Source organism: Nocardioides sp. QY071, from assembly GCF_029961765.1.
Taxonomy (GTDB): Bacteria; Actinomycetota; Actinomycetes; order Propionibacteriales; family Nocardioidaceae; genus Nocardioides.
Genome location: NZ_CP124681.1, coordinates 3,120,459 through 3,145,937, shown reverse-complemented (window position 1 = coordinate 3,145,937; position 25,479 = coordinate 3,120,459). Strand labels below are relative to the sequence as shown.

Sequence of the window (25,479 nt, the reverse complement as noted above, 5' to 3'; positions counted from 1 at the left end):
CCTGTGGGAGGAGGGGGATGAGGGAGACATCCGAGCCGGCCGTGCGGGGCACGGGAGTCGCGGTGGCGCTGTACGCCGTCATGACGGTCCTCATGCTCCTGCAGCAGCCCGGCACCACCACCTACGACACCCGCGCGGAGCTGACCGAGCGCCCCGGCAGCTTCCTGTCCGGCGCCTTCAACCTGTGGCACCCGGAGTCCAACTTCGGCGAGTTCCAGAACCAGGCCTACGGCTACCTCTTCCCGCAGGGCACCTGGTTCTGGCTCAGCGACCTCCTCGGCATGCCCGACTGGGTGAGCCAGCGGCTGTGGTCCGCCCTGATCCTGGTCCTGGCGTGCGAGGGTGCGCGGCGGGTGGGCCGTGCGGTCGGGCTGGCGGAGCTGCCCGCGCTGCTGGCCGGCGCCTTCTTCGCGCTCTCGCCGCGGCTGCTCGGCACCGTGACGGTCCAGACGGCCGAGTCGCTGCCCGGCGCGGTCATGCCGTGGCTGGTCCTGCCCGTCGTGCTCCACCTGCGCGGCCGGCTCTCCGGGCGCGCAGCGGCACTGCTCAGCGGTGCGGCGGTCGTGTGCATGGGCGGCGTCAACGCCGTCGAGACCGCCGCCTGCCTCCCGCTCGCCGTCCTCCTCGTGCTGTGGGGCGTGCGCGGCCGGCTCGCCACGTGGCGCTTCGCGGCCGGCTGGGCGGCCGCGGTCGGCGCCGCCTGCCTGTGGTGGGCGTTGCCGCTCGCGGTGCTGGCCAAGTACGCGCCGCCGTTCTTCGAGTACGTCGAGAGCGCCAGTGACACCACGTCGCTGATCGGCTGGTCAGAGGCGGCCCGCGGCGACTCGTCGTGGCTCGGCTACCTGCTGTCCGGCGACCGGCCGTGGTGGCCGGCGGCCTTCGACCTCGCGACCGAGCCGGTCCTCGTCGTCGTGGCGGCCGTCGTGGCGGGGGTCGGGCTGGCCGGGCTCACCCTCATCGAGGGTCCGGTACGGCGCCCGCTGCTTCTCGCCGCGTTGCTCGGCCTGGGCTGCCTGACCGTCGCCCACGGCGGCGTCGCCGGAGCCCCGGTCGCCGGCGCCTTCCGCGACCTGCTCGACGGCCCGCTGCAGATCTTCCGCAACGTCCACAAGATCGACCCGGTAGTGCGACTGCCCCTCGCCCTCGGCTTCGGTACGGCGGTCGCGGCCGGCGCCGAGCGCCTGGTGGCCCGCCGGCCCCGGCTCGAGCCGGGGCGCAGCGGCCTGGTCCTGGTGCCCCTGCTGCTGCTCGCGGTGCTCGGCCAGCCCTTCCTCGGCTCCGACACCCGCACCCCGGGCTGGACCGACATCTCCGAGCCCTGGCAGCAGGCGCGGGACTACCTCGCCGACCAGCAGGCCGACGAGGGCTCGCAGCAGGCCGACCGCACCCTCGTCGTACCGGGCTCGAGCTTCGCGCAGCAGGCCTGGGGCTGGACCCTCGACGAGCCGCTGGCGATCCTCGGCGGGGTCGACATGGTCAGCCGCACCCAGGTCCCGCTCGTGCCGGGAGAGTCCATCCGCTACCTCTCCGCGCTCGACCAGTCGATCGTGACCGGGCGGGTGACGCCGGCCCTCGTCGACGAGCTGGCCCGCGCAGGCATCGGGCACGTCGTGCTCCGGCGCGACCTGCTGCGCCAGGTCACCCGCTCGCCCCATCCCGGAGGCGCCGCGGTCGCGCTGGCGAAGGCCGGGATGCAGCGGGTCGCGGCGTTCGGCGCCACCGCCGACGACGAGCCGGAGGTCGAGGTGTTCCGGGTCCCGCGGCGGCTGCCGGTGGTCCGGGCGACCGCGCTCGACGACGTCGCGACCGTCCGCGGCGCGGCCGAGAGCAGCCTGCTCGCCCAGAGCGCCGGCCTGGTCGGTGCCGACCAGCCGACGGTCCTCGAGGGCGAGCCCGGCTGGGACCGCTCGGCCGACATCGTCACCGACACCGACCAGCGACGCGAGCGCGCGTTCGGCAGCAACGACGAGGGTCTCTCCGCGCTGATGACCGCCGACGAGCCGTGGCGCGTCGCACGGGCCGCCCACGACTTCCCGGGCGAGCCCGGCGGCACGCCGGTCGTCGCCCGCTACGCGGGGTTGAGGGGACTGGAGGCCTCCTCGGCGCAGGGGTACGCCGACAACTTCGGCCCGGTCATCACCGCGTCCGGCCCGTACGCCGCCGTCGACGGCGACCTCGACACGCAGTGGGTCACCTCGTCGGCGACCGCCCCCGAGCGGCAGTGGCTCCGGCTGGACCTCGCCGCCCCACGGGCCGTGCGGACCGTGACCGTGACGCCGGTCGCCGACGACCCGCAGGTCGTCCCGATCCGCACGATCGAGGTCGCGGCGGGCACCCAGACCGTCCGGGCGAGCGTCGGCGCCACAGGCGCGCCGGTCCGGGTGCGCCTCGACGGCAGCCGCGTCGACCGGGTGGAGGTGCGGATCGTCGAAGCGGCGACCGCGGCACGCTCGGCCCGGGTGGGCCTGCGCGAGGTCGCCGTCGACGGACTGCGGCCGCGTCGCACCTTCGTGGTCCCCGGCACCGCCGGCCCGGACGACGCCCTGGCCTTCAGCACCGTCCCCGGCCGCCGCGCGTGCTTCATCACCCCGAGCGTGCCGGACTGCGACGTGACCCGGATCCGGCAGCCGGAGGAGGCCGGCGGGATCGACCGGTCCTTCGCCCTCGAGGCCTCCGGCTCCTACCGGCTCACCGGGCACGTCGTCGTACGGAACACCCCCGAGGCCGCGCTGCTGCTCGACCAGGTCGAGCGCCGTCCCCCGGTCGAGGTGACCTCGTCGTACGGCGGAGATCCGAAGGTCGCCGGCCGCTTCGCCTACGACGGGCAGCCGAGCACCGCGTGGGTCTCCGACGACAGCGACCTGTACCCGACCCTGACCTTCCAGTGGCGCCGCACCCGCACCATCACGGGGATCAGCGTCCCGGCGAGCGGGGTCGCCGGCACTCCGGTGGCGGCGGTCATCACCTCGGGGCGGCGCACCCAACGGGTCGTGCTCGACGCCGGCGGCGCGGTCCCGATCGACCCGGTCCGCACCAACCGGCTGCAGGTGCGCTTCGAGAAGGCCCCCGGAGCCGGGCACGTGGTGGTCCCCGAGATCGAGCTGACCGGCGTCGACGTGACCCGGCCCCTGGTGGGGGACGCGCCCACCGGCGCGCTGTGCGGGCTCGGGCCGGTCATCGAGGTCGGCGGCCGCGAGGTCGCCACGCGTGTCACCGGGACCATGGCCGACCTGGTCAACGGGACCCCGCTCGAGCTCGAGAGCTGCGAGCCGTCCGCGGTCCGGCTGCCCTCAGGTGCCCAGGACCTGCACGCCACGCCGACGAGTGAGTTCGAGCTCGCCGACGTCTCACTCGTGCCGGCCGGGCAGCAGGCCACGGCCGTCCGCGAGCGTGACGTCACCGTCCAGCGCTGGGACCGTGATCGTCGTACGGTCCGTGTCGGCAGCGGCCCCGCGGCGGTGCTGTGGCTGCCGGAGAACGCCAACCCCGGCTGGGTCGCCGAGCTCGACGGGCGCCGCCTCGAGCCGATCCGCGTCGACGGCTGGCAGCAGGGGTGGCTGCTCCCGGCCGGCCAGGAGGCCGCGACGGTCCGACTGCGCTACGCACCCCAGCAGACGTACGCCGTCGTGCTCCCCCTCGGCCTGGCCGTCAGTGGCGGCGTGCTGCTGCTGGGCGCTGCCTGCCTCGTGCTCGTGCTCGTACGGCGCAGCCCGCGCGATCGCCGGCGTCCGTGGCCGGCGACCGAGCCCGCCACCCGCCCGCTGTGGTGGGGCGTCGCCCTCGTCGCGGCCGGGGTGCTGCTCGGCCCGGTGGCCGCCGTCGGGCTGCTCGCCGGCGCGTTCCTGCCCCGACACCCGGCCCGCTCCGCGGTGGCGGTGCTCGTGCTGGTGTCCGCGTCGGGCCTGCTCGACGCCCTCGACGGCGGACGCTTCGTGACCGGCAGCGCCGACGTCGCCGCGGCGCTGGGCGTCGGCCTGGTCGCGGGCCTCGTGCTGGGCCGGCCGACCCGTCGCGCGGAGGTGGCGCGATGAGCGCGTGGCGCGGACGGCAGGGGACGGCGGCGATCGCCGTACTGCTCTCGATGGTGGTCAGCCGGGCGGTGCTCCTGGCGGGCTCGTGGTTCAACCAGGACGACTTCTACCTCTCGGGCCGGGCGGCCTCCGCCGACCTGAGCGCCGAGTTCCTGGTCCGCGACACGGCGGGCCACGTCAACCCGCTGCAACAGCTGGCCTACTGGCTGCTCGCCCACCTGGCGCCGTACAGCTGGGCGAGCGTGGCCACCTTCGTGCTGCTGCTGCAGACCGCGGCCACGGTCGTGATGTGGCTGATCCTGACGCGGCTGCTGGGGGAGCGGTGGAGCCGGGTGGTGCTGCTGGCCGTCTTCGCGTGGGCCCCGCTCACCCTCGCCACGACGCTGTGGTGGAGTGCGGCGATGGGTCTGTGGCCCCACGTGCTCTGCTCGCTGCTGGCGGTGTGGCTGCTGGTGCGCTGGCGGCAGGGCGATGCCCGGGCGGTGTGGGCCGTGCTCGCGATCCTGCTCACGACGGCTGTCGGGCTGCTCTGGCACGAGCGCGCCGTGCTCATCCCTCCGGTGCTGTACGGCGTCGCGGTGGCGCTCGCCGACGAGGCGACCGGCTGGCGGCGACTGCGGGCAGCGCTGACGCGGTTCCGCTGGCTGTGGGCCGGGCAGGTGCTGCTGCTCGGCGGCTTCCTCGTCGCGCACGGCATGCTGACCGACGTCGAGGGCGGGGAGAGCACCTGGAAGCAGCGCCTCGAGGTGACCTGGTCGTTCCTCGGCCGCAACATCGTCCCCGGCCTGTTCGGCGGTCCGTGGACCGGCGAGCTCGACGGCGGCGCGGTGCGGCCGGCCGTGTGGGTCGTGGTGGTGTCGCTCGTGCTCGCGCTGGCCGGAGCGGTGCTGCTCCTGGTCCGCGGCGGGCCGGCCCGTCGCTGGGGCCTGGCGTTCCTCGTCGCCTATGTGGCCGCCGACCTCGCCCTGCTGCTGTCCGGCCGCGCGGGCTTCGGCTCGATCATCGGCCTCGACCCGCGCTACTCCTCCGACACGGTGCACGCCGCGGTGCTCTGCGTCGCCCTGTGCCTGCGCGGCTCCCGGCCCTGGCTCGGGCTGCTGGAGACGGCGTCCGCGCGGGTCCGCGGGGGCGTCGTCGCCACCACCGTCCTGCTGTACGGCGCCGCGTCGGCGGCCGGCACCGCCCTGCTCGTGCCCCACTTCCAGAACACCGAGGACAAGGCCTTCGTCACGACGCTGCGCTCGCAGTTCGCCGCCGACCCGACGGCCGTCCTGTTCGACCGGCTCGCACCGACCGACGTCGTGCTGCCACTCGTCGGCGCCGACTCCCAGCTCTCGCGGATCCTCGCGCCCCTGCCCGAGCACCTGCGCTTCGACGAGGCGTCCGCGCACCTGCGGGTGGTCGCCGACGACGGCAGCCTGCGGCCGGTCGAGCTCGCGGGGATCATCCCCGCCGAGGACGGACCCGACGACGGGTGCGGCTACGAGGTCGGCCGTGCGTCTCGGCGCGCCCCGTTCGTCGTACCCGTCGACGGTCGGCTGCTCGTCCGCGTCTCCTACTTCACCTCGGACGAGACGACGCTGAGCGTCACGACGGACGGATGGAGCACCGACTTCCTCGCCAGCCGCGGCCCGAACCGGATGTGGCTGGTGCTGCCCGACCTCGCGGGCGAGGTCGACGCGCTCACCTTCCGCGGCGACGGCCGGTCGACGGTCTGCATCACCGACATCGACGCCGGCCTCCCGGAGCAGCCGTGAGCCTGCGTCGCGCGGGCGGCCCCGACCTGGCGGTGACGCTCGCGGTCACCGCGCTGGTGTTGGGCCCGCTCCTCGTCGGCGGCGGCTACTGGCTCGTCGGCGACATGGTCTTCGTGCCCCACCAGCCCTGGAAGAGCGCATGGCTCGGCCTGGACGGCTCGCTGCCGCGCGCCGTCCCGATGGACGCGCTGGTCTCACTGGCCACCCACGTGGTGCCGGGCAGCGTGGTCCAGCGACTGCTGCTGGTCGGCGGGTTCCTCGCGGGCGGGCTCGGGATCGCGCGCGTCGTCGCCGAGCAGCGGTGGTACGCCCGCGCTGCCGCGATCACGCTGTTCTGCTGGAACCCGTGGGTCCTGGAACGGCTGCTGATCGGCCAGTGGGCGATCCTGCTGGGCTACCTGTTGCTGCCGTGGGTCGCGCTCGCCGCGCTCCGGCTGCGCGCGGACCGGCAGGCGTGGGCACCTGCGGCCGTCGTGCTCGTGCTGTCCGCGGTCTGCAGCCCGTCGAGCGGGGTGATGGCCGTCGGGGTCCTGGCCGTGCTCGCGCTCGGTCGGGACCGGCGTACCTGGGCGTGGGTGGGCCTGCTCGCCCTCGCCGCCAACCTGTGCTGGGCCGTGCCGGCGCTGACCGCCTCCACCGTGCGGGTGTCGACCGACGGCGTCTTCGCGGGCTTCGCGGCCCGCGCCGAGTCCGCGGCCGGTACGGCGGCCAGCGTGTTCTCCCTCGGCGGCATCTGGAAGACCTCGATCGTCCCCGAGGAGCGCACCAGCGCCGTGCTGGTGCTGCTGTCCTGCCTGCTCAGCGTCGTTGCCTGCGTCGGGCTGGCGCGCGGTGGCACGGACCGGCGTCGCTGGGCGGTCCTCGGCGCCGCGGCCGTCGTGCTCGCGCTGCTGCCCGCGCTGCCGGGTGGCAGCGGCCTGCTGGAGGGACTCGCCGGCCACGTGCCGGGGCTGGCCCTGCTGCGCGACTCGCACCGCTTCCTGGCGCCGCTCGGCCTCGTGCTGGCGGTCGGCTCGGCCCATGCGGTCAGCGCGGTGCGGGCCCGGATCCGCCCCGGGACGGGGGCGTTGTGGAGTGCGGTGGTGCTGCTCGTCGTGGCCCCCCTGCTGCTCCTGCCCAGCCTGGCGTGGGGCGCGCTGGGTGACCTGCCGCGCTCGTCGTACCCGACGGCGTGGGAGGACGTCGCCGACCTGGTCGGCTCGGACGACACCACTGTCGTGCTGCCCTGGGAGGGCTCCTACCGTGGCTACTCCTGGAACCACCGTCGCGCCGTCCTCGACCCGGCGCCCCGGCTGCTGCCCGGCACCGTGCTGGTCGACGACCGCGTGCTGCTGGCCGACCGCGTCGTCCCGGCCGAGGACCCGCGGGTCGTCGCGGTCGCGCTCGCGCTGGCCGATCCCGACCCGGCCGGAGCCCTGCGCGCCCAGGGTGTGCGCTGGGTGCTGGTGGAGCGGGGGATGGGGGAGCCCGAGGTCCCCGCCGGCAGGGTCGCGTACGACGGCGGCGGGCTGATGCTCGTCGACCTCGCCGCCGGCGGGCCGGTCGCCGACATTGCGGGCGACGACGACCGTTCGCGTCACGTTCTGGTGTCGATCGGCCTGACTTCCGCGATTCTTTTGCTTTTGGCCGGTGCCGCATGGATACTCCGGTCTGGGAGTAACGGGCATCACAGTCATGAAAGTCATGGGGTGTGATGCTCTGTGCCGGTCTTTGGGAGGGGACCGTCGCATGAACACGATCATCGCCACTGTCGTCGGGGCACTCGCCTCGACCGCTGTCCTCGTCGCCGGCGTCAACGCCGCGCAGGGTGAGCACAAGCCCGTCAGCAACGAGAAGCTCTACAGCTACGCCAGCAAGTAGGGCGCCTTCGCCGCATCCTCGAATGACCCCGGTCGCTCGAGGCGCGGTTCGTCGTACCGTCCCTGGGGAGGGGGACGGCTGAGCAGACGGCTTGGGAGGGTCCGATGCTGCAGATCGTCATTCCGGCGTACAACGAGGAACGCCGGCTGCCGCGCACGCTGCGGGAGCTGCGTCGTCACGTGACGGCGCACCGCGGCGTGCTCGGCCGGGTGGAGGTGCTCGTCGTCGACAACGCGAGCACCGACCGCACCGCGGAGGTGGCCCGTGAGGCCGACTCGGCGGCGCTGCCCGTGCGGGTGGTGCGGTGCGCGCGCCGCGGCAAGGGTGCCGCGGTCCGTGCGGGCCTGCTCGCCACCGACGCCGACCTGGTGTGCTTCATGGACGCCGACGGCGCGACCGGCCTCGACGCGATCGAGGCGGCCTGGCGCGAGGTGCTCCTCGGCGCCGACGTCGTCATCGGGTCGCGGGCGGTCGCCGGGAGCGAGACCGAGGCACGGCACTGCCGCACCCGTTCGCTGGGTGCGGCGGCCTACCGACGCCTCGCCGGCCGGCTGGTGCCGGGGATCGCCGACACCCAGTGCGGGTTCAAGGTGTTCCGCGGGAGCCTGGCCCGGTCGGCCGCGCGCCGGCTGGAGACCGCGGGGTTCTCGTTCGACGTCGAGCTGCTCGTGCGCCTGCGCGGCCTCGGCGCCGAGGTGCAGGAGATCCCGGTGACCTGGACCGACGTGCCCGGGTCGACCTTCGTGCCGTCGCGCCACGGCGCCGCGGCGTTCGCAGAGCTGGCCCGGATCGCCTGGCGCTGCCGGGCGCTCGACCGGCCCGCGCCGGTCGCGGCCGCCCCGGTGCTGCTCGCCGGGAGCCAGGCATGACCCGGCCCGACCACGCGCTCGCGGGTCGACGCGTCGTCGTCGTCAACTGGCGCGACCTCGACCACTCGCTCGCCGGCGGCGCGGAGATCTACGCCTGGCAGTACGCCCGGGCGCTGCACGAGGCCGGGGCGCGGGTGCACTTCGTGACCGCTCGTGACGAGGGCCAGGCGCCCCGCGAGGTCCGCGACGGGATCGCCGTACGCCGCGGCGGGGGCGCGCTGACGTTCTACCTGTTCGCGCTGGCCTGGCTGTTGCGCCACCGGCGGCGGATCGACGCCGTGATCGACCCGGCCTGCGGGCTGCCGTCGTTCTCGCCGCTGGTCCTGCGCCGCGGCACTCCGGCCCTGCTCATCGTCCACCACGTGCACCAGGCCCAGTTCGCGGTGCACTTCCCGGCTCCGGTCGCGGCCTTCGGCCGCTGGATGGAGCGGGTCGCGATGCGCTCGGTCTACCGGCACCACGTGACCGCTGCGGTGTCGGCCTCGACCGTCGCCGAGATGCGCGAGCAGCTCGGCTGGACCGGGGACGTCCGGATCCTGGAGAACGGTGCGGACCTGCCCGACGCACAGCAGGTCGATGCTGCGGCGAAGGATCCCGACCGGGTCGTCGTCCTGGGCCGGCTGGTCACCCACAAGCGGGTCGACCTCGTGCTCGAGGCAGTGCGCCGCGCGCAGGACAGCGCCGCGCTCGCCGGCCGCACCCTCCGCGTCGACGTCATCGGCCGCGGGCCCGAGCACGACCGGCTGGTCGCCAGGGCGGCCGAGCTCGGCCTCGCCGGCCAGGTCACGTTCCACGGCTTCGTGCCGGCAGCCGACAAGGACGGCCTGCTCGCGCGGGCCTCGGTGCAGGTGTGCGCCTCGGATGCCGAGGGCTGGGGCCAGGCGGTCATCGACGCGGCCGCCCACGGCGTACCCACCGTGGCCCGGGACGTGCCCGGGCTGCGTGACTCGATCCGGCCGGGGGAGAGCGGCTGGCTGGTCCCCGACAGCGCGGACCCGGCCACCGTCGTCACCCGGATCACCGACGCGTTGACCGCCGCCCTTGTCGACGCCGCCGACCCCGGGACCCGCGTCCTGCGCGCCGAGGCGTGCCTGGCCTGGGCCCACAAGTTCGACTGGTCGCAGATGCGCTCGCAGGCGCGCGACCTGACCATCCAGCTCCTCGGGCACGCGGCCGCGCTGCCCGACCGTCACCACCCACGCGACGCTCGCGTGGCCGTCTGAGAGAGGCTCGCTCATGCGCAGCAAGCTCGCCGCCGTGTCCGTCGGACTCGGTGTCTTCCTGATCGTGGCAGCCGCCCTGGTCCGCTTCTACGCCTACCCGGTTCTCGCCAACGTGCCGCCCGACTACGAGGGCACCACCAAGCTCGAGGCCAAGGGCGCCGAGATCTTCAACTCCGACCCCGACGTGCTCGCGCCGGAGACCTCGGACCTCGACATCACGTCGTTCACCATCGCCGACAGCGGCGTCAAGGCGCCCGGCGACACGGTGGTGTGGGTGAACTCGACCACGGTCAAGCGGGTCGGCGGCGAGGACTTCCAGCAGACCCGTGAGCGGGCGCCCTTCGACGGCAAGACCGGTGCCGCCGTCGACTGCGCCAAGTGCGGCTCGTGGGAGGAGGTCGCGAGCGCCGACGACTTCACCAAGGTCGACCGGGTCGACGTCACCCGCAAGGGGCTGGTCTTCAAGTTCCCGTTCGCCACCGAGAAGAAGGACTACCCGCTCTGGGACGGCACGCTCGGCAAGGCCGTCGACGCGAAGTTCGAGGGCGAGGAGAAGGTCGACGGCCTCACGGTCTACAAGTTCGTGCAGACCATCCCCGACACCATGGTCGAGACGCGCAGCGTCCCGGCGAAGGTCTTCGGCTCCACCGAGACCGGCAATGTCGAGGCCGAGATGTGGTACCAGATGACCCGCACCTTCTGGGTCGAGCCGACCACCGGCTCGCCGGTCAACCGGGTCGAGAACCGCGTCCAGGAGCTGCGGTACGACGGCACCAGCGTCCCCGCGTTCACCGGCACGGTGCAGTACACCCAGGCCCAGGTCGACGACCTGGTCAGCGACGCCAAGGGCAACGCGACCCTGCTCGGCGGCATGAAGCTGGTCTTCCCCGGCATCCTGCTGCTGCTCGGCGCCGGCCTGCTGGCCGCGGGCCTGGTCCTCGGCAAGAGCGCCCGCCAGCAGCGGACCGCCCGGCGTGACGACAAGGCGCTCGTCGACGCCTGACCCCTAGGACTCCTCTCCGAGGAGGGAGACGACGGCCTCGAGCATCTGCTCGAGGCCGTTGTCGTTCCACTGCGCGGCGCGGGCCCGCAGGGTCAGCACGGTGCGGCCGCGGTGGCCGACCGCGCCGAGCGAGAGCCCGGTGCCGCCGGCGGTCACGGGGTGGAAGGCGAGCCGCTCCACGTGGGGCGCCTCGACCTCGCCGAGGTGGGACACGAGCAGCGTCGAGCCCAGCCGTGGAGCCAGCAGCCGCAGGCCGGTCGCGGTCGCCCGGGCCGCCAGGCGCGTCCACGGCCGGTCGGGCGCCGGCCTCGGCGGCGTCACCACGGGGGCGGTGCGCAGCGCCTCGGTGACGCCGGCCAGGTCGAGCCGTTCGACGTCGCGCAGGCGCAGCAGCACGCTGTGGTCGCCGAGCCCGGCGCCGGCCTGTCCGCGAACGGCGCCCACGGCGATCGCGACGTGGCGCGCCTGCTGGCCGCGCGCGGCCTGGTGCCGCACCACCGCCCGCGCGGCGGCGTGGACCAGCGGCGCCGCGCGTACCGTGCCCGGGACCTCGGCCGCCACCAGCACGTCGCCGGGCGTGGGCACCGGGACCGCCGGGGGGCTCACCCCTGAAGGCGGGTGGAGAGCCACCTCGCCGAGCCGCCGGGCGGCCGTCGTGACGAGGCCACCGGTCGTCGTACGGTCCCCGACCCCGCGCGCCGACGAGGTCGCGGGACCCAGGCCGAGGCGATCCAGGACCGTCAGCAGGCCGAGGCCGTCGACTGCGCCGTGGTGGGCGGACACCACGACGTCGCGGCCGTGAGCGCCGACGAGCAGCGGCTCGCGCGACGGTGCGACGAGTGCGTCGTACAGGTGGGCGAGGGTCGGTGCGGTGAGCGGTGGGCGCGCGGGCCACCCCTCGGCACGGACCAGGGCGTCCAGCCGGTCGGCGAGCTCGACGGTCCGGACCGGTGCCGGCACGCTCGCGGTCAGCAGGATCCGCCAGCCGATCCGGGGATCGGCGACCCAGCCGCGGTCGTCGTACCCGCTCACGGCTTGTGGGCGAGGACCACCAGGCTGACGCCCGGCAGCCGCTTGACGGGCAGGCCGCGCTCGACCGCGAGGGCGGCGCGCAGCCCGGCGTTGAGCACCGGGTGCACCTCCTCCATCTCGCTCTCGGCGGCGTGCTTGTTGCGGCGGCGGGCGCGGACGACCGGGCGCAGCAGCACGTTCCACGACCAGAGGTCGTCGATGACCAGCCCGGCGCCGGTCACGAGGTCGGCCAGCTGCTGCCTCTCGTAGCGGCGGACGTGGCCCAGCGCGACGTCGTGCCCGCTCCACAGCGCCATCCCGGCCGGGACCGCCACGAGCACGCGGCCACCCGGACGCAGCACCCGCACGGTCTCGCGGGCCACCGCCGCGTCGTCGTCGATGTGCTCCCACGCGTCGGTCGACATCACCAGGTCGACCGACGCGTCCGCGACGGGCAGCTGCCGGCCGTCGCCCTGCACGACCGGGATGCCGCGGGCGGCGGCGATGTCGGAGCCGGTGTCGGTGTACTCGACCCCGATCGCCTGCCAGCCGAGCTCGCGCAGCACCGCGGTGTTGCCACCCATGCCACACCCGACGTCGATGGCGCGGCCCGCCGGCCAGTCGCGGACGGTACGTCGCACGAGGGCTCGGCGGGCGGCGTACCACCAGTGCCGGTGCTCGAGCTCGGCCGACTTGGCGATCTCCTCCGCGTCCACGGATCCACCCTAGTGACAGTGCACGAGAGGTGGCGGTTCCCCTCAGCCGTGGCGGCTCGGGTCGGTCTTGGTCCGGACCTCCTTGCCGTCGCGGCCGCCGCCCCAGTCGGTGTCGGCGAGGGTCGGGTCGGTCTTCCGCTTGCCGAAGCTCTTGTTCTTCGCGCCGGTGACCTCGTCGTAGTCGCTCAGCTTGTCCTTGTCGGTGTCGGCGAGGGTCGGGTCGGTCTTGCGGACCTTGATCTTGTAGGGCCCGCCGTTGGCCTTCGAGCGGACGACCCGCTGTCCGACCTTGACGCCGGTGACCTCCTGGAAGTCGGTGAGCCGGTCGCCGTCGGTGTCCCGGTTGCACGGGTTGGTGCGGACCAGGCCGATCGTCTTCGCCTTCGACTTCCTCGGCTTGCCCCGGACCGTCCAGTACTTCTGCGCCACGTCGGACCCGTTGACCTCCTGGCCGTCGGTCAGGCCGTCGGCGTCGGTGTCGCGCCAGAGCGGGTTGGTGCTGGTCGCGACACCAGCCGGAGTCACGCATCCCGTCGGTCCGAAGACCTCCCGCCCGTCCTTGAGGCCGTCGCCGTCGGTGTCCGGGTTGTTCGGGTTGGTCCAGGCCGCCTTCTCGGCACCGTCGTTCAGCCCGTCGTCGTCGGTGTCCGGGTTGTTCGGGTCGGTCCCGTCCGCCGCCTCCTGGCTGTCCGGTACGCCGTCGCCGTCGGTGTCCTTCGGCGGTACGTCGACGGTGAAGGTGGTGGTGTCGTCGACGCCGGTGCCGTTGGCGTTGCCATCGGCCGTGACGGTGTGGCTGCCTTCAGTCAGGTCGGTGGTCGGGGTGTAGGTCCAGTTGCCGGACCCGTCGACGGGGACGGTGATGGGGGTGCCGCCGTCGATGACCAGGGTGATCGTCGAGTTGGGTTCGGCGGTGCCGGTGATGGCGGGGGTGGTGTCGGTGACGGTGGAGGCGTCGGCCGGGGCGGTGATCACGGTGGCGGCGGCGGGTACGGCGTCGACGGTGAAGGTGGTGGTGTCGTCGACGCCGGTGCCGTTGGCGTTGCCGTCGGCGGTCACGGTGTGGCTGCCGTCGGTGAGGTCGGTTCCTGGGGTGTAGGTCCAGTTGCCCGACCCGTCGACGGGGACGGTGATGGGGGTGCCGCCGTCGATGACCAGGGAGATCGTCGAGTTGGGTTCGGCGGTGCCGGTGATGGCGGGGGTGGCGTCGGTGACGGTCGAGGCGTCGGCCGGGGCGGTGATCACGGTGGCTGCGGCGGGTACGGCGTCGACGGTGAAGGTGGTGGTGTCGTCGACGCCGGTGCCGTTGGCGTTGCCATCGGCCGTGACGGTGTGGCTGCCTTCAGTCAGGTCGGTGGTCGGGGTGTAGGTCCAGTTCCCTGTGCCGTCCACGGGGACGGTGATGGGGGTGCCGCCGTCGATGACCAGGGAGACCGTGGTGCCGGGCTCGGCGGTGCCGGTGATGGCGGGGGTGGCGTCGGTGACGGTCGAGGCGTCGGCCGGGGCGGTGATCACGGTGGCGGCGGCGGGTACGGCGTCGACGGTGAAGGTGGTGGTGTCGTCGACTCCGGTGCCGTTGGCGTTGCCGTCGGCCGTGATGGTGTGGCTGCCTTCAGTCAGGTCGGTGGTCGGGGTGTAGGTCCAGTTGCCGGACCCGTCGACCGGCACGCTGATCGGGGTGCCACCGTCGATCACCAGGGAGACCGTGGTGCCGGGCTCGCCGGTGCCGGTGATGGCGGGGGTGGCGTCGGTGACGGTCGAGGCGTCGGCCGGGGCCGTGATGACAGTGTCGGCCGGGGTGGCGCCGCACTCGACGCCGCCTGCCGGCGCCGTGGCCTCGACCGCACCGGCGCCGATCGCCAGGTCGAGGTCCGCCAGCTCGGTGAGGGCGAGCGACGCCTGCAGCCGGATGCGCAGCACGGCGTCGAGGGCACCCGCGCCAGTGGCGCCGGAGGAGGTGTCGGTGAAGTTGGCCAAGCCGATCTGCAGGCTGACGGTGGCGAGACCGAGGTTGACCGGGACGTTCACCATGCCGTCGCCGACGTTGATCGTGGCGAGGGGAAGGCCGGCCACGAGGACCTGGGCGGTGACGGCGGGGCTGACGACGGCGGCGGTACCGGTGGTGCCGTCCGAGGTGGCCCGGGTCACGACGGCGTCGGAGAGCCGGACCGTGATGCCGCCGGCCACGGCGGGCAGCAGCTGGACGTCGCCGACCGTGGTGCTGGTCTCGGAGACCATGTCGGCGTGACCGTCGACGTCGGCGTCGACCAGCTTCGTCGTGGTCGTCGCCTGGACCGCGCCGATCGTCGCCACGTTGTTCAGCAGGCCGACCGACGCTACGGAGCTGGTGGAGCGGCCGAGCAGGCGCTCGGTGCCGACGAGCGGCGGGCAGGACGTCGCGCTGACGTAATTGGCCGCCACGGTGCGGTCGATCGCGTCGATCGCGCCCAGGGCGGCGAGGTCGAGCGGCACCAGCGTGTCGGACGCGGAGTCCGTCGGCGGCGCGGTGACGCTGAGGCTGTCCAGGTCGATCGGGATACCGGCCAGCGCGACGTCCACGTTGGCGGAGTCCGCGGTGACGTTGTCGGCTGCCAGCGTGCTGTCGACGGTGGTGAGCGCGTGGCCCACCGGCACGCTCGCCGCCGACGCATCGAGTACGTCGACCGGCAGGTCCACGAGGTCGGCGTGCGCCGATCCCGAGTAGGGGGCCGGCAGGGGATCGGCCTGCGCTGGTGGGGCGAGTGGAACGGTCAGTGCGAGTGCGGCCATGGTCGCGGCCGCCGTACCGAGTGGCGCCACGGCCCTGAGCCTGCGACGCGCCTGTGATGCGGACATGAGGTGCTCCCTCCAGCACGGTTCCCGAACCGCCACTATTGATGAGCGGGACGGTCCCGGGGAGGGGTACGCCGTCGATCCGGCCGGAATGAGGACGGAAGGCCCGGCCGGCCATGGTCCGAAATGACCAGGTCAGCCCAGGTCCGCGCCGAAGATGGCCGTGCCCGGCGTGAGCCGCCCACGGGTCCCGGACCACCCGCCCCAGAGCCGCTCGTGCCCCTCGGGCCACTCCGGCTCGAGCAGCGTGGTCAGCCGGAAGCCCGCCCCCGCCAGTAGCGCGACCCAGTCGCCGAGGGTGCGGTGGTGCTCGACGTACGACGTCGCGCCGGTCGCGTCGTCGACCTCGACGTACGGCGTGCGGTCCCAGTACGACTGGGTCGCCGTCAGCCCCTCCTCGCCGGGATCGTCGGGGAACATCCACCGTGTGGGGTGGGTGATCGAGAACGCGAACCTGCCACCCGGACGCAGCACCCGCGCGGTCTCGGCGACGGCGACGTCGATGTCGGCCACGAACTGCAGCGCCCCGAAGGAGGAGAACACGACGTCGAAGCTCGCGTCGGCGAAGGGGAGCGCGGTGGCGGTGCCGAGCACGCTGGGTACGACGACCGTGGACGCCTCGTCGATCCGTCGCGAGTGCTGCAGCTGCCGGTGGGAGAGGTCGAGCCCGATGGCGCGCCCGCCCCGGCTGCGCACCCAGCGCGAGCACTGACCGGCGCCGGAGCCGACCTCGAGGACGTCGCGATCGCGCACCTCGCCCAGAATCCCGGCGTTCTCCTCCCTCAGCCCCTCGGGGCCCCACACGAAGCCGATGTCACCGAGGAACCCGCCGTGGGTCGCCTGGTACTCGTCGGCGTACCGGTCCCAGTCGGCTCCGTTGGCACGGCGCGACTCGCCCTCGTCGGCGGCCCGCCGGTGGGCGGTCACGGGGGGATGTGGCCATGCTTCGACGCCCTCTGCGCCCTCGACGTCCTGCACGTCTGCCGAGGATAGTGGTCGCCGGTTGGACTCCCGCGTCGGGCGGCGCGTACTCTGGAACGTCTGTGTGCTGGCCTGCCCGCCGGGCGACGGTCCGCAGACGCATCATCCCGACTACATCTGCCCACTTCAAGGACTGACCGACTACATGACGAGCACCCTCTCGACCCCCCTTGCGAGCTTCGACGACAACGCGCCCCAGGTCGCGGTCAACGACATCGGCTCCGAGGCGGACTTCCTGGCCGCCATCGACGCGACCATCAAGTACTTCAACGACGGCGACATCGTCGACGGCACCATCGTCAAGGTGGACCGTGACGAGGTTCTGCTGGACATCGGCTACAAGACCGAGGGCGTCATCCCCTCGCGTGAGCTGTCGATCAAGCACGACGTCGACCCGTCCGAGGTCGTCCAGGTGGGCGACAAGGTCGAGGCTCTCGTTCTCCAGAAGGAGGACAAGGAGGGTCGCCTGATCCTGTCCAAGAAGCGCGCCCAGTACGAGCGCGCCTGGGGCACGATCGAGGAGATCAAGGAGGCCGACGGCGTCGTCGAGGGCACCGTCATCGAGGTCGTCAAGGGCGGCCTCATCATCGACATCGGCCTGCGCGGCTTCCTGCCCGCCTCGCTCGTCGAGATGCGCCGGGTCCGCGACCTGCAGCCCTACGTCGGTCAGACCCTCGAGGCCAAGATCATCGAGCTCGACAAGAACCGCAACAACGTGGTCCTGTCGCGCCGTGCCTGGCTCGAGCAGACCCAGTCCGAGGTCCGCCACGGCTTCCTCACCCAGCTCCAGAAGGGCCAGATCCGCAAGGGTGTCGTGTCCTCGATCGTCAACTTCGGTGCGTTCGTGGACCTCGGCGGCGTCGACGGTCTCGTCCACGTCTCGGAGCTGTCCTGGAAGCACATCGACCACCCGTCCGAGGTCGTCACCGTGGGTGACGAGGTCACCGTCGAGGTCCTCGACGTCGACATGGACCGCGAGCGTGTCTCCCTGTCGCTGAAGGCGACCCAGGAGGACCCGTGGCAGCACTTCGCCCGGACCCACCAGATCGGTCAGATTGTCCCCGGCAAGGTCACCAAGCTGGTTCCCTTCGGCTCGTTCGTGCGGGTCGAGGAGGGCATCGAGGGCCTGGTCCACATCTCCGAGCTGGCCGAGCGCCACGTCGAGATCCCGGAGCAGGTCGTCCAGGTCGGCGACGACGTCATGGTCAAGATCATCGACATCGACCTCGAGCGTCGCCGGATCTCCCTCTCGCTCAAGCAGGCCAACGAGACCGCTGCCGCGGCGGACGTCGAGGAGTTCGACCCGACGCTGTACGGCATGGAGGCCACGTACGACGACCAGGGCAACTACATCTACCCCGAGGGCTTCGACCCGGAGACGGGCGAGTGGCTCGAGGGCTTCGACGAGCAGCGTGCGAAGTGGGAGGAGCAGTACGCCAAGGCGCACGCTCGCTGGGAGGCCCACGTCAAGCAGCAGGCCGACGCGAAGCAGGCCGAGATCGAGGCGGGCGAGTCCAGCTCGTACTCCTCCGCCCCGGCCGAGGACGCCACCGGCGGCTCGCTCGCGTCCGACGAGGCGCTGCAGGCGCTTCGCGAGAAGCTGACCGGCGGCAACTGATCGCCCCACGCTTCACCGCAGCAACCACGAAGGCCCCGACCGTACGGTCGGGGCCTTCGGGTCTTTCTGGCTGTCTCAGCGGTGGCCGTAGGTGAGCCGGCGCAGGACCTTCTCGGCCGGGCCGGGGTGGTCGCGCCTGTGGAGGCCGGCGGCGAGCGCCACGGAGGCGAGCCAGACGCCGACCGCGGCGAGCACCGCGAAGGCGGTGTGGCCGCCGAGGTCGAGGGCGAAGGGCGCGAACAGGACCAGCCAGCACACCGACTGGAGCAGGTAGCCGGACAGGGAGCGCTGACCGAGAGCGGCCACGGCGCCGACTCGTCCCGTGCGGGAGAGGCGGGCGCCGAGGAGGGCGAGGGCGGCGATGTAGCCGGGCCCGGCGTACTCGCCGCTGACGTCGTGGAGCAGGGCGAGGATGTCGACGGTGCCGGCGGCCGGGTGGAGGACGCCGGCGGCGACGAGGGCGTAGGGGAGTCCGCCGAGGACCGCGATGCCGAGGCCGATGACCGCGGTGCGGACGAGCAGGGTGCGGTGCTGGTCGACGTTCTCGAGGATCCGACGCCGAGCCGCCCAGATCCCGAGCCAGACGATGACGATGGCCGGCAGCACGGAAAGCGTGTGGGCGGGCCACTCGGCGATCCGGTCGCCGATGGAGGCGCGGTAGGAGTCCGCGGCGAGCGAGGGGTTCGGTGAGTTGACCAGCCCGGCGCCGCCGGACCAGTCGTGGGTGGCGGCGAGGACCGGGAGCACGACGAGGTAGATCGACTGCAGTCCCCACAGCCACAGCACCGCCCGGTGGAAGCGGTCGGTGCGGCGCACGAGCAGGAAGGTCGCGGCCAGGCCCAGCAGCCCGTACGCGCCGAGGAAGTCGCCGAAGTAGAGCAGGCCCGCGTGCACGAGGCCGAAGCCGACCAGCCAGGCGTTGCGCCGGACGAGGACCCGCCGGGGGTCGGCGCCGGCACGCTCCTGGCGCCGGGCGATCTGGACCAGGCCGTAGCCGAACATGATCGCGAAGACGGGATAGGCCCGGCTGTCGACGAGCAGGGAGAGCCCGAAGTTGAGGACCCTGGCGATGCCGTGCGGGTCGGGGTCGAGGCCGGGCTGGCCGGCGAAGGCGCAGTTGCCTGCGTTGGCGAGCGCGATGAACAGCAGCATCGCGCCACGGATCAGGTCGGGGGCGAGCGCACGCTCGCTGCGTCGGGTGGGCCCGAGAGTGGTGGTGGTCATGGCTCCACGCTCGTCGCCGCAGGCGGTGACCGCGCGGAGTCCAGGCCCCGAACCGGAGGTGGGGATATCCCCACCTGCCCGTGCGGGTCAGTCGAACCAGGTGGGCTGCTGGCGGATGAGCAGCCCGTCGCGGTGTGCCCAGTGGAGGAGCCCGCCGAGCCCGGCGAGAAGCAGGAGGAGGATCAGTGCGATGGTCATGGCAGAAATCATGCTCTGGCGCAGTTCCTGCCACCAGTGGCAGAAAAGACGCACTGCATTGATTATCTGCCACTCTGCTGCGAGAGTGGTCCGGTGCTGACCAACGTGGCCGTGATCGCCTTCGACGGCGTCGCTCCGTTCGAGCTGGGGATCCTGTGCGAGGCCTTCGGGATCGACCGCACCGACGACGGCGTGCCGGCGATCGACTTCGCCGTGTGCGCCGAGGACGACCGCCCGATGCGCACCTCGATGGGCTTCACCCTGCAGGCCGCCCACGGTCTCGACCGGGTCGCCGAGGCCGATCTGGTGGCGATCCCCGCGATCAAGAACTGCGATGCGTCGCCGGCCGTCCTCGACGCGATCCGCGCCGCCCACGACCGCGGTGCCCGGCTGATGTCGGTCTGCAGTGGCTCCTTCGTGCTCGGCCAGGCCGGCCTGCTCGACGGCCGCGAGTGCACGACGCACTGGATGCACACCGAGCGGCTGCAGCGCGAGTACCCGCTCGCGAAGGTGATCCCCGAGGTCCTCTACGTCGACGCGGGCCAGGTGGTCACCGGCGCCGGCAGTGCGGCCGGGCTCGACGCCGCGCTGCACATCTGGCGCCAGGAGTACGGCGCCGGCATCGCCAACATCGTCGCGCGTCGGGCCGTCGTGCCGCCGTACCGCGACGGGGGACAGGCCCAGTACATCGCCCGCGCCGTGCCCGACTGCGACGCCGACACGCTCCGCCCGCTGCTCACCTGGATCCTGGAGAACCTCGGCGAGGACCACTCCGTCGAGGCGCTCGCCAAGCGGGCGCTGATGTCGCCACGCACCTTCGCCCGCCGCTTCCGCGACGAGACCGGAACGACCCCGCACCACTGGGTCACCCGGCAGCGGGTCAGTGCCGCCGAGGAGCTGCTGGAGCGCACCGAGCAGCCGGTCGAGTGGATCGCCGGCGAGGTCGGCTTCGGCAACGCCGCGACGCTGCGCCACCACTTCGTGCGGGTCCGCGGGGTCAGCCCGCAGAGCTACCGCCGCCAGTTCGCCTGCTGAGCGGGGCGGACGTGCTGCTCCACGAGCTGCTCGACGACCCGGCGCTCGGTCTCGAGGTCCTGGTCCCCGGCGCTGCGGACCGGGAGGTGCGCATGGTGCACAGCATCGAGGTCGCCGACCCGGGGGAGTTCCTCCGTGGTGGCGAGGTCGTGCTGACCACCGGCGCCTGGCAGCGGCTCGGTCAGGCGCCCGCTGCATGGGTGGACGAGGTCGCCGATGCCGGTGCGATCGCGATCGGCTTCGGCCGGCTCGCAGCCGACGACGAGGCGCCCGCCGGCCTGGTGGCCGCCGCCGCGGCGCGCGGGCTGACCTGCTTCGCCGTACCCGTCGCGGTGCCCTTCGTCCAGCTGGCGGAGGTGTTCGTCGCCGCCAAGCGGGTCGAGTGGGAGGCGCCGCTGCGCCGCCAGCTCGAGCACCACGGCGCCATCGTGGCCGCGCTGCGCGCCGAGCGGGGTGTCGACTCGGTGCTGCGCGTGCTGCGTCGCCGGCTCGGCATCGAGGTCGCCGTCGTCGCCGGTACGACGACCCACGGCCCGGTCCCCGAGGGCGGCTGTCCGGTCACGCTGATCGGTGAGGGGCTCGCCGACGCGTCACTGGTGCTCCCGCGCCCGCTCGCCGCGCTCGACGTCGACGTCCAGGCCGCCGTCTCCAGTGCGATGCCCTTCCTGGCGCTGGAGCTGGAGCGGGAGCGGGCGGTACGTGCCACCGAGCAGCGCTACGCCTGGGAGGTCGTCGAGTGGATCGCCACCGGCGCACCGGCCGCGACGGTGACCGCACGGCTCGAGGCGCTGGGTGTCCCGCTCGGCCGCACGCTGCGCTGCGTGGTCGCCCGGGGCGTGACCCCGGCTGTGGTCGCGGCCGCGCTGGCGCCGTACCTCGTCGTGGAGCGGGCCGATGACGTCGTGTGCCTCGTGGGGGACGACGTCGCCCGGGTGCCGGTCGCGGGCTATGTCGGTGTCGGACAGGCCGCTGCCGCGGAGGACCTGCGGGTCAGCCTGCTCCAGGCGCGGCACGCGGCCGACGCCCTGGTGGCACGCGGTGTCGAGGGCTGGCTGACCCACGAGGAGCTCGCCAGCCCGGCGGTGCTGCTCGCCGCACAGGACCCGGCGGTGCTGCAGGCGCTGGCCCGCACGGTGCTCGGCGGGGTGCTCGACAGCGACCGCGACCGTGGGACCGAGCTGGTCGCCACCCTGCGTGCCTTCCTCGACGGCGGCGGGCGCTGGCAGGAGACGGCCGACGCGCTGCACGTGCACATCAACACGCTGCGCCACCGGATGAAGCGCGTCGAGGAGCTGACCGGACGCTCGCTGGCCTCCACCGCCGACCGGGTCGACCTCTTCTTAGCGCTGCGCGCCCTGCCCTGAGGTGGAGGATCCTCCAACGCTGGTCGACGAGATTGGAGGATCCGACCCTGCCCTCCGGGTGTGGCATGGGTCATTCTGAACGGGCATTCAGTTTTTCGACCAGGAGCGCCCGATGAACCAACCGCACTACGACGTCATCGTGATCGGTGCCGGCTTCTCCGGCCTGACCGCGGCCCGCGAGCTGGGGGAGGCCGGCCGGAGCGTCCTCGTCCTGGAGGCGCGTGACCGGATCGGCGGCTCCACCTGGTACCGCACCGACCTGCTCGGCGGCGTCGGCCTGGAGATGGGCGGCACCTGGATCGTCCCGCAGCAGACCCACGTCTGGGGTGAGGTGGAGCGCTACGGCGTACCGATCCAGGACTCGGTGCTCCCGGACCGGATGACCTGGTCGGACCACGGCAAGGTGCTCGAGACACTGCTGCCCTGCACGCCCGCGGAGTACGGCGACCTCGAGCACGCCGTGCGCCAGCTGCTCGCCGCCGGCGACCGCCTCGACTACACCCGGCCGCTGTCCGAGCAGGACCTCGCGGACCTCGACGTGCCGATCGAGGAGTGGGCCGACAGCGTCGGGATGAAGGGCAACGCCCGCGAGCTGCTGATCTCGTGGTTCTGCGGCTGCGCGAACGCGCACGAGTCGATCGGCTCGGCGCTCGACATCATCCGTTGGTGCGCCTCGATGGACAACTCGCTGTGGGGCATGGTCCAGGCCTCGGTGCTGGGCCACACCTTCACCGACGGCACCCGGTCGCTGGCCGACGCGATCCGCGCGGACCTGGCCGGTGAGCTGAAGCTGTCCTCCCCGGTGCGCTCGGTCGTGCAGGACGCCGACGGCGTGACGGTGACCTACGACGGCGGCACCGCCACCGCCGGGCGGGTCCTGGTGACGGTGCCGATCGGCGTACTCAAGGACATCGCGTGGGAGCCCGCGCTTCCCGCCGACAAGCTCGCCGCCTCGCAGGAGAACCACGCCGGCCAGGGCCAGAAGGTCTGGGCGCTGGCGACGAACGTGCCCGACGACATCAGCGGCTACGGCTGGGGCACGTCGTTCGACTACGTCGGCGCGATGCACGAGTCGCCCGAGGGCACCGTGCTCGTCTGCTTCGCGCCCGAGCACGACCGAGTCGACGCGAGCGACCTCGCCGACGTCCAGCGCGCCGTACGGGAGTACGCGCCGGACGCCGTCGTCGTGGACGCCGCCACCCACGACTGGGTGCACGACGAGTTCTCGTACGGCACCTGGGCGACCTTCCGGGCCGGCCAGTTCGCGAAGTACGAGCACGCGCTGGCCCGCCCCGAGGGCCGCGTGCACTTCACCGGCTCGCACACCGCGACCCGGTGGCGCGCCTTCATTGACGGCGCCATCGAGTCGGGGAAGCGTGGAGCTCGCGAGATCATGGACGCAGCAGACAACCAGAGCCAGGGAGGCGCAGCATGACCGTCGGACCCGTCGACGCGACCCAGATCCCGCGGTACGCGGGGGACACCACCTTCGCGCGCCTGCCGCGGCTCAGTGACGTCGGCGACGCCGACACCCTCGTGTGGGGCGTGCCGTTCGACGGCGGCGTCTCCTACCGGCCCGGCGCCCGCTTCGGCCCGAACCACATCCGCCAGTCCTCGCGACTGCTGCGTCCCTACAACCCCGCCAACGACAGCGAGCCCTTCGCCCGGGCACAGGTCGCCGACGCCGGTGACCTCGGCGCCAACCCGTTCTCGCTCGACGAGGCGATCGCCTCCATCGAGGCCGGCGCCCGCGAGCTGTCCGGTACCTCGCGCACCCTGCTCACCATCGGCGGCGACCACACCATCGCCCTGCCGCTGCTGCGGGTCCAGGCCGAGCGGCACGGGCCGATCGCCGTCCTCCACTTCGACGCACACCTCGACACGTGGGACACCTACTTCGGCGCGCCGTACACCCACGGCACGCCGTTCCGGCGCGCCTCCGAGGAGGGACTGATCGACTTCACCCACGCGATGCACATGGGCATCCGCGGGCCGCTCTACAGCAAGCTCGACCTCGACGAGTCCGAGGCGCTCGGCTTCTCCGCCGTCCACGCCCGCGACTTCGTGCGCTCGCCCATCGACGACATCATCAACCGGATGCGCGAGCGCCTCGGCGACCGCCCCGTCTACGTGTCGCTCGACATCGACGTCCTCGACCCCGCCTTCGCGCCCGGCACCGGCACCCCCGAGGCCGGCGGCCTCTCCAGCGCCCAGCTGCTCGAGGTGCTGCGCGGCCTCGAGGGTCTCAACGTCGTCGGCGCCGACATCGTTGAGGTGTCCCCGGCGTACGACCACGCCGAGATCACCGGCATCGCCGCCGCCCACGTCGCCTACGAGCTGTTGTCGGTGCTGCCGGGCAAGCCCGCCTGACCCTCGTCGGCCCGGGGGCGGGACGCGGGGGTTTGTGTCGGACCCCTCGTGTTCGATCGGGGCATGGTCACCGATCGGGCGGTGGCAGACCTGAAGGGTCTGCCTGCAGTGGGGGTCCTCGACTTCGTCGAGGCTGCTCATGCTGCCCGGGTGGAGGCCGAACGCCGGATCCTGCAGGCGGCCTACCAGTGGGCGGTGCTGCACCATCCTGATCGGCTTCCTGTCTCGGATCGACGTGGCCGGACGCGTGCTCGTCGGGTCGGTGGAGCGGGCACTCCGTTGATCACCGAGCATGCGGCCGCTGCCTTCGGCGCGCGGATCCAGACGAGTCCGTACGGCGCACGCCGGCTGATCGCGGACGCGGTCGACCTGGTGCTGCGGTTGCCGAAGCTGTGGGCCGGCGTGCAGGCCGGGACGGTGCGGGTCTCGCACGCGCGATGGGTGGCTGCGGCGACCCGCGAGCTCGCCGTCGACGAAGCAGGGTGGGTCGACGGCGAGGTGGTCCAGGTCGCGGACGGCCGACTGGCGTGGTCCCGCTTCGAGCTGCTGGTCCAAGGCAAGGTCGCCGCCGCGGCGCCCGAGCTGGCCCGCGTCCGTGAGCAAGCAGCCGCCAAGGAGCGCTGTGCACGGCCCTCGCGGGTCAACCTGCACGGCATGGCGACCTTCACCATCCGCGCCGATGCCGTGACCATCGCGGGCATCGACGCCGCGGTCACGGCGGTCGCGGAGCGGTTGAAGGGCGCGATGCCCGATGCCGCGCTCAACGATCGTCGGGTCGCGGCTGCCGCGTTGTTGCTCAACCCCGACGCCCACCGAGACCTCGACGAGGTGGACGCGACAGCGGGGCCGGTGAAGGTGCGGGCCAAGGTCTACCTCCACCTGTACGCCGACTCACCGGTCGCCCGGCTCGAGGGCCATGGACCGGTCACGGTCGGCCGGATCGTCGAGCTGCTGGCTGGCACCGCCGCGCGAGTGCAGGTGACGCCGGTCCTCGATCTTGCGGGGATGGCGCCGGTCGACGCCTACGAGATCCCCGCCCGCATGCGTGAGGCGGTCCACCTGGTCCATCCCGGCGACGTGTTCCCGTTCGCGGCCAACACTGGCCGGCGGATGGACCTGGACCATGCCGTCCCTCACGCCCAGGGCGGTCCGACGAGTGTCGACAACCTCGCGCCGCTGACGCGGACCCATCACCGGATCAAGACCCATGCCGGCTGGCACGTACGACATCCGTTCCCCGGGATCGTGATCTGGCGCGATCCCTACGGGGCTCACTACCTGGTCGATCCGAGCGGCACACGACGCATCACCGCCCCGCGGGCGGATGAGGTATCGACGCGCGCCGACATCATGGTGACGACGTTGCTGCTCGACAACGCCGCCTGAG

At 73.1% G+C, this 25,479-nt stretch carries 18 protein-coding genes; 13 read left to right on the top strand and 5 right to left on the bottom strand.

What is annotated here, in order from left to right; translation table 11 throughout:
• The first annotated feature begins 17 nt into the window (after positions 1-17).
• From QI633_RS15170 to QI633_RS15140, 7 genes are all read left to right on the top strand, one after another.
• Positions 18-4,031: an alpha-(1->3)-arabinofuranosyltransferase family protein gene (locus QI633_RS15170; RefSeq protein ID WP_141798433.1), complete on the top strand. Its 4,014-nt coding sequence runs from the start codon at positions 18-20 to the stop codon at positions 4,029-4,031.
• Complete coding sequence (locus QI633_RS15165; protein WP_282426259.1) at positions 4,028-5,788, top strand: hypothetical protein; 1,761 nt, start codon at positions 4,028-4,030, stop codon at positions 5,786-5,788. The genes QI633_RS15170 and QI633_RS15165 overlap by 4 nt, the downstream gene beginning before the upstream one ends.
• Positions 5,785-7,482 (top strand): hypothetical protein, encoded by a 1,698-nt coding sequence (locus tag QI633_RS15160; protein ID WP_282426258.1) that lies wholly within the window; start codon positions 5,785-5,787, stop codon positions 7,480-7,482. The genes QI633_RS15165 and QI633_RS15160 overlap by 4 nt, the downstream gene beginning before the upstream one ends.
• 34 nt (positions 7,483-7,516) lie before the next feature.
• Positions 7,517-7,648, top strand: coding sequence for a hypothetical protein (locus QI633_RS15155; protein WP_260805935.1), 132 nt, complete (start codon positions 7,517-7,519; stop codon positions 7,646-7,648).
• Between the two features lie 104 nt (positions 7,649-7,752).
• Positions 7,753-8,517 (top strand): dolichyl-phosphate beta-glucosyltransferase, encoded by a 765-nt coding sequence (locus QI633_RS15150; RefSeq protein WP_141798436.1) that lies wholly within the window; start codon positions 7,753-7,755, stop codon positions 8,515-8,517.
• Positions 8,514-9,740: a glycosyltransferase family 4 protein gene (locus tag QI633_RS15145; RefSeq protein ID WP_282426257.1), complete on the top strand. Its 1,227-nt coding sequence runs from the start codon at positions 8,514-8,516 to the stop codon at positions 9,738-9,740. The genes QI633_RS15150 and QI633_RS15145 overlap by 4 nt, the downstream gene beginning before the upstream one ends.
• Positions 9,741-9,753: 13 nt before the next feature.
• Positions 9,754-10,743 (top strand): DUF3068 domain-containing protein, encoded by a 990-nt coding sequence (locus QI633_RS15140; RefSeq protein ID WP_282426256.1) that lies wholly within the window; start codon positions 9,754-9,756, stop codon positions 10,741-10,743.
• A 3-nt stretch (positions 10,744-10,746) separates the two neighbouring features.
• On the opposite strand, the gene QI633_RS15135 is transcribed toward QI633_RS15140, so the two are convergent.
• The 4 genes from QI633_RS15135 to QI633_RS15120 form a co-directional block, all read right to left on the bottom strand.
• Positions 10,747-11,775, bottom strand: a complete 1,029-nt coding sequence (locus QI633_RS15135; protein WP_282426255.1) for a hypothetical protein — start codon at positions 11,773-11,775, stop codon at positions 10,747-10,749.
• Positions 11,772-12,470 carry a class I SAM-dependent methyltransferase gene (locus QI633_RS15130; protein WP_282426254.1) on the bottom strand — a complete coding sequence of 233 codons (699 nt, stop codon included), beginning with the start codon at positions 12,468-12,470 and terminating at the stop codon, positions 11,772-11,774. The genes QI633_RS15135 and QI633_RS15130 overlap by 4 nt, the downstream gene beginning before the upstream one ends.
• A 42-nt stretch (positions 12,471-12,512) precedes the next feature.
• Positions 12,513-15,305 (bottom strand): Ig-like domain-containing protein, encoded by a 2,793-nt coding sequence (locus QI633_RS15125; protein ID WP_282426253.1) that lies wholly within the window; start codon positions 15,303-15,305, stop codon positions 12,513-12,515.
• Positions 15,306-15,437: 132 nt separating this feature from the next.
• Complete coding sequence (locus QI633_RS15120; protein ID WP_141798442.1) at positions 15,438-16,229, bottom strand: class I SAM-dependent methyltransferase; 792 nt, start codon at positions 16,227-16,229, stop codon at positions 15,438-15,440.
• A gap of 199 nt (positions 16,230-16,428) precedes the next feature.
• Between QI633_RS15120 and rpsA the strand changes: the two genes are divergently transcribed.
• A complete protein-coding gene (rpsA, locus tag QI633_RS15115; protein WP_141798443.1) occupies positions 16,429-17,901 on the top strand; it encodes a 30S ribosomal protein S1 in 1,473 nt (490 codons plus the stop codon).
• Positions 17,902-17,976: 75 nt separating this feature from the next.
• Here the strand turns inward: rpsA and QI633_RS15110 are convergent, their stop codons facing one another.
• On the bottom strand, positions 17,977-19,125 hold the full coding sequence (locus QI633_RS15110; RefSeq protein WP_282426252.1) for a DUF418 domain-containing protein: 1,149 nt from the start codon (positions 19,123-19,125) through the stop codon (positions 17,977-17,979).
• Positions 19,126-19,416: 291 nt separating this feature from the next.
• On the opposite strand from QI633_RS15110, the gene QI633_RS15105 reads away from it, so the two are divergent.
• The 5 genes from QI633_RS15105 (at position 19,417) to QI633_RS15085 (ending at position 25,478) form a co-directional block, all read left to right on the top strand.
• The gene (locus tag QI633_RS15105) at positions 19,417-20,358 is read left to right on the top strand and encodes a helix-turn-helix domain-containing protein (protein WP_282426251.1); all 942 of its coding nucleotides are present in this window, start codon (positions 19,417-19,419) and stop codon (positions 20,356-20,358) included.
• Between the two features lie 11 nt (positions 20,359-20,369).
• Positions 20,370-21,722, top strand: coding sequence for a PucR family transcriptional regulator (locus QI633_RS15100; RefSeq protein ID WP_282426250.1), 1,353 nt, complete (start codon positions 20,370-20,372; stop codon positions 21,720-21,722).
• A gap of 112 nt (positions 21,723-21,834) precedes the next feature.
• Positions 21,835-23,157 carry an NAD(P)/FAD-dependent oxidoreductase gene (locus QI633_RS15095; protein WP_282426249.1) on the top strand — a complete coding sequence of 441 codons (1,323 nt, stop codon included), beginning with the start codon at positions 21,835-21,837 and terminating at the stop codon, positions 23,155-23,157.
• Positions 23,154-24,092, top strand: a complete 939-nt coding sequence (gene speB / locus QI633_RS15090) for an agmatinase (protein ID WP_141798448.1) — start codon at positions 23,154-23,156, stop codon at positions 24,090-24,092. Before QI633_RS15095 ends, speB begins: the two co-directional genes overlap by 4 nt.
• A gap of 63 nt (positions 24,093-24,155) precedes the next feature.
• The gene (locus QI633_RS15085; protein WP_282426248.1) at positions 24,156-25,478 is read left to right on the top strand and encodes an HNH endonuclease signature motif containing protein; all 1,323 of its coding nucleotides are present in this window, start codon (positions 24,156-24,158) and stop codon (positions 25,476-25,478) included.
• Position 25,479: the final 1 nt, after the last annotated feature.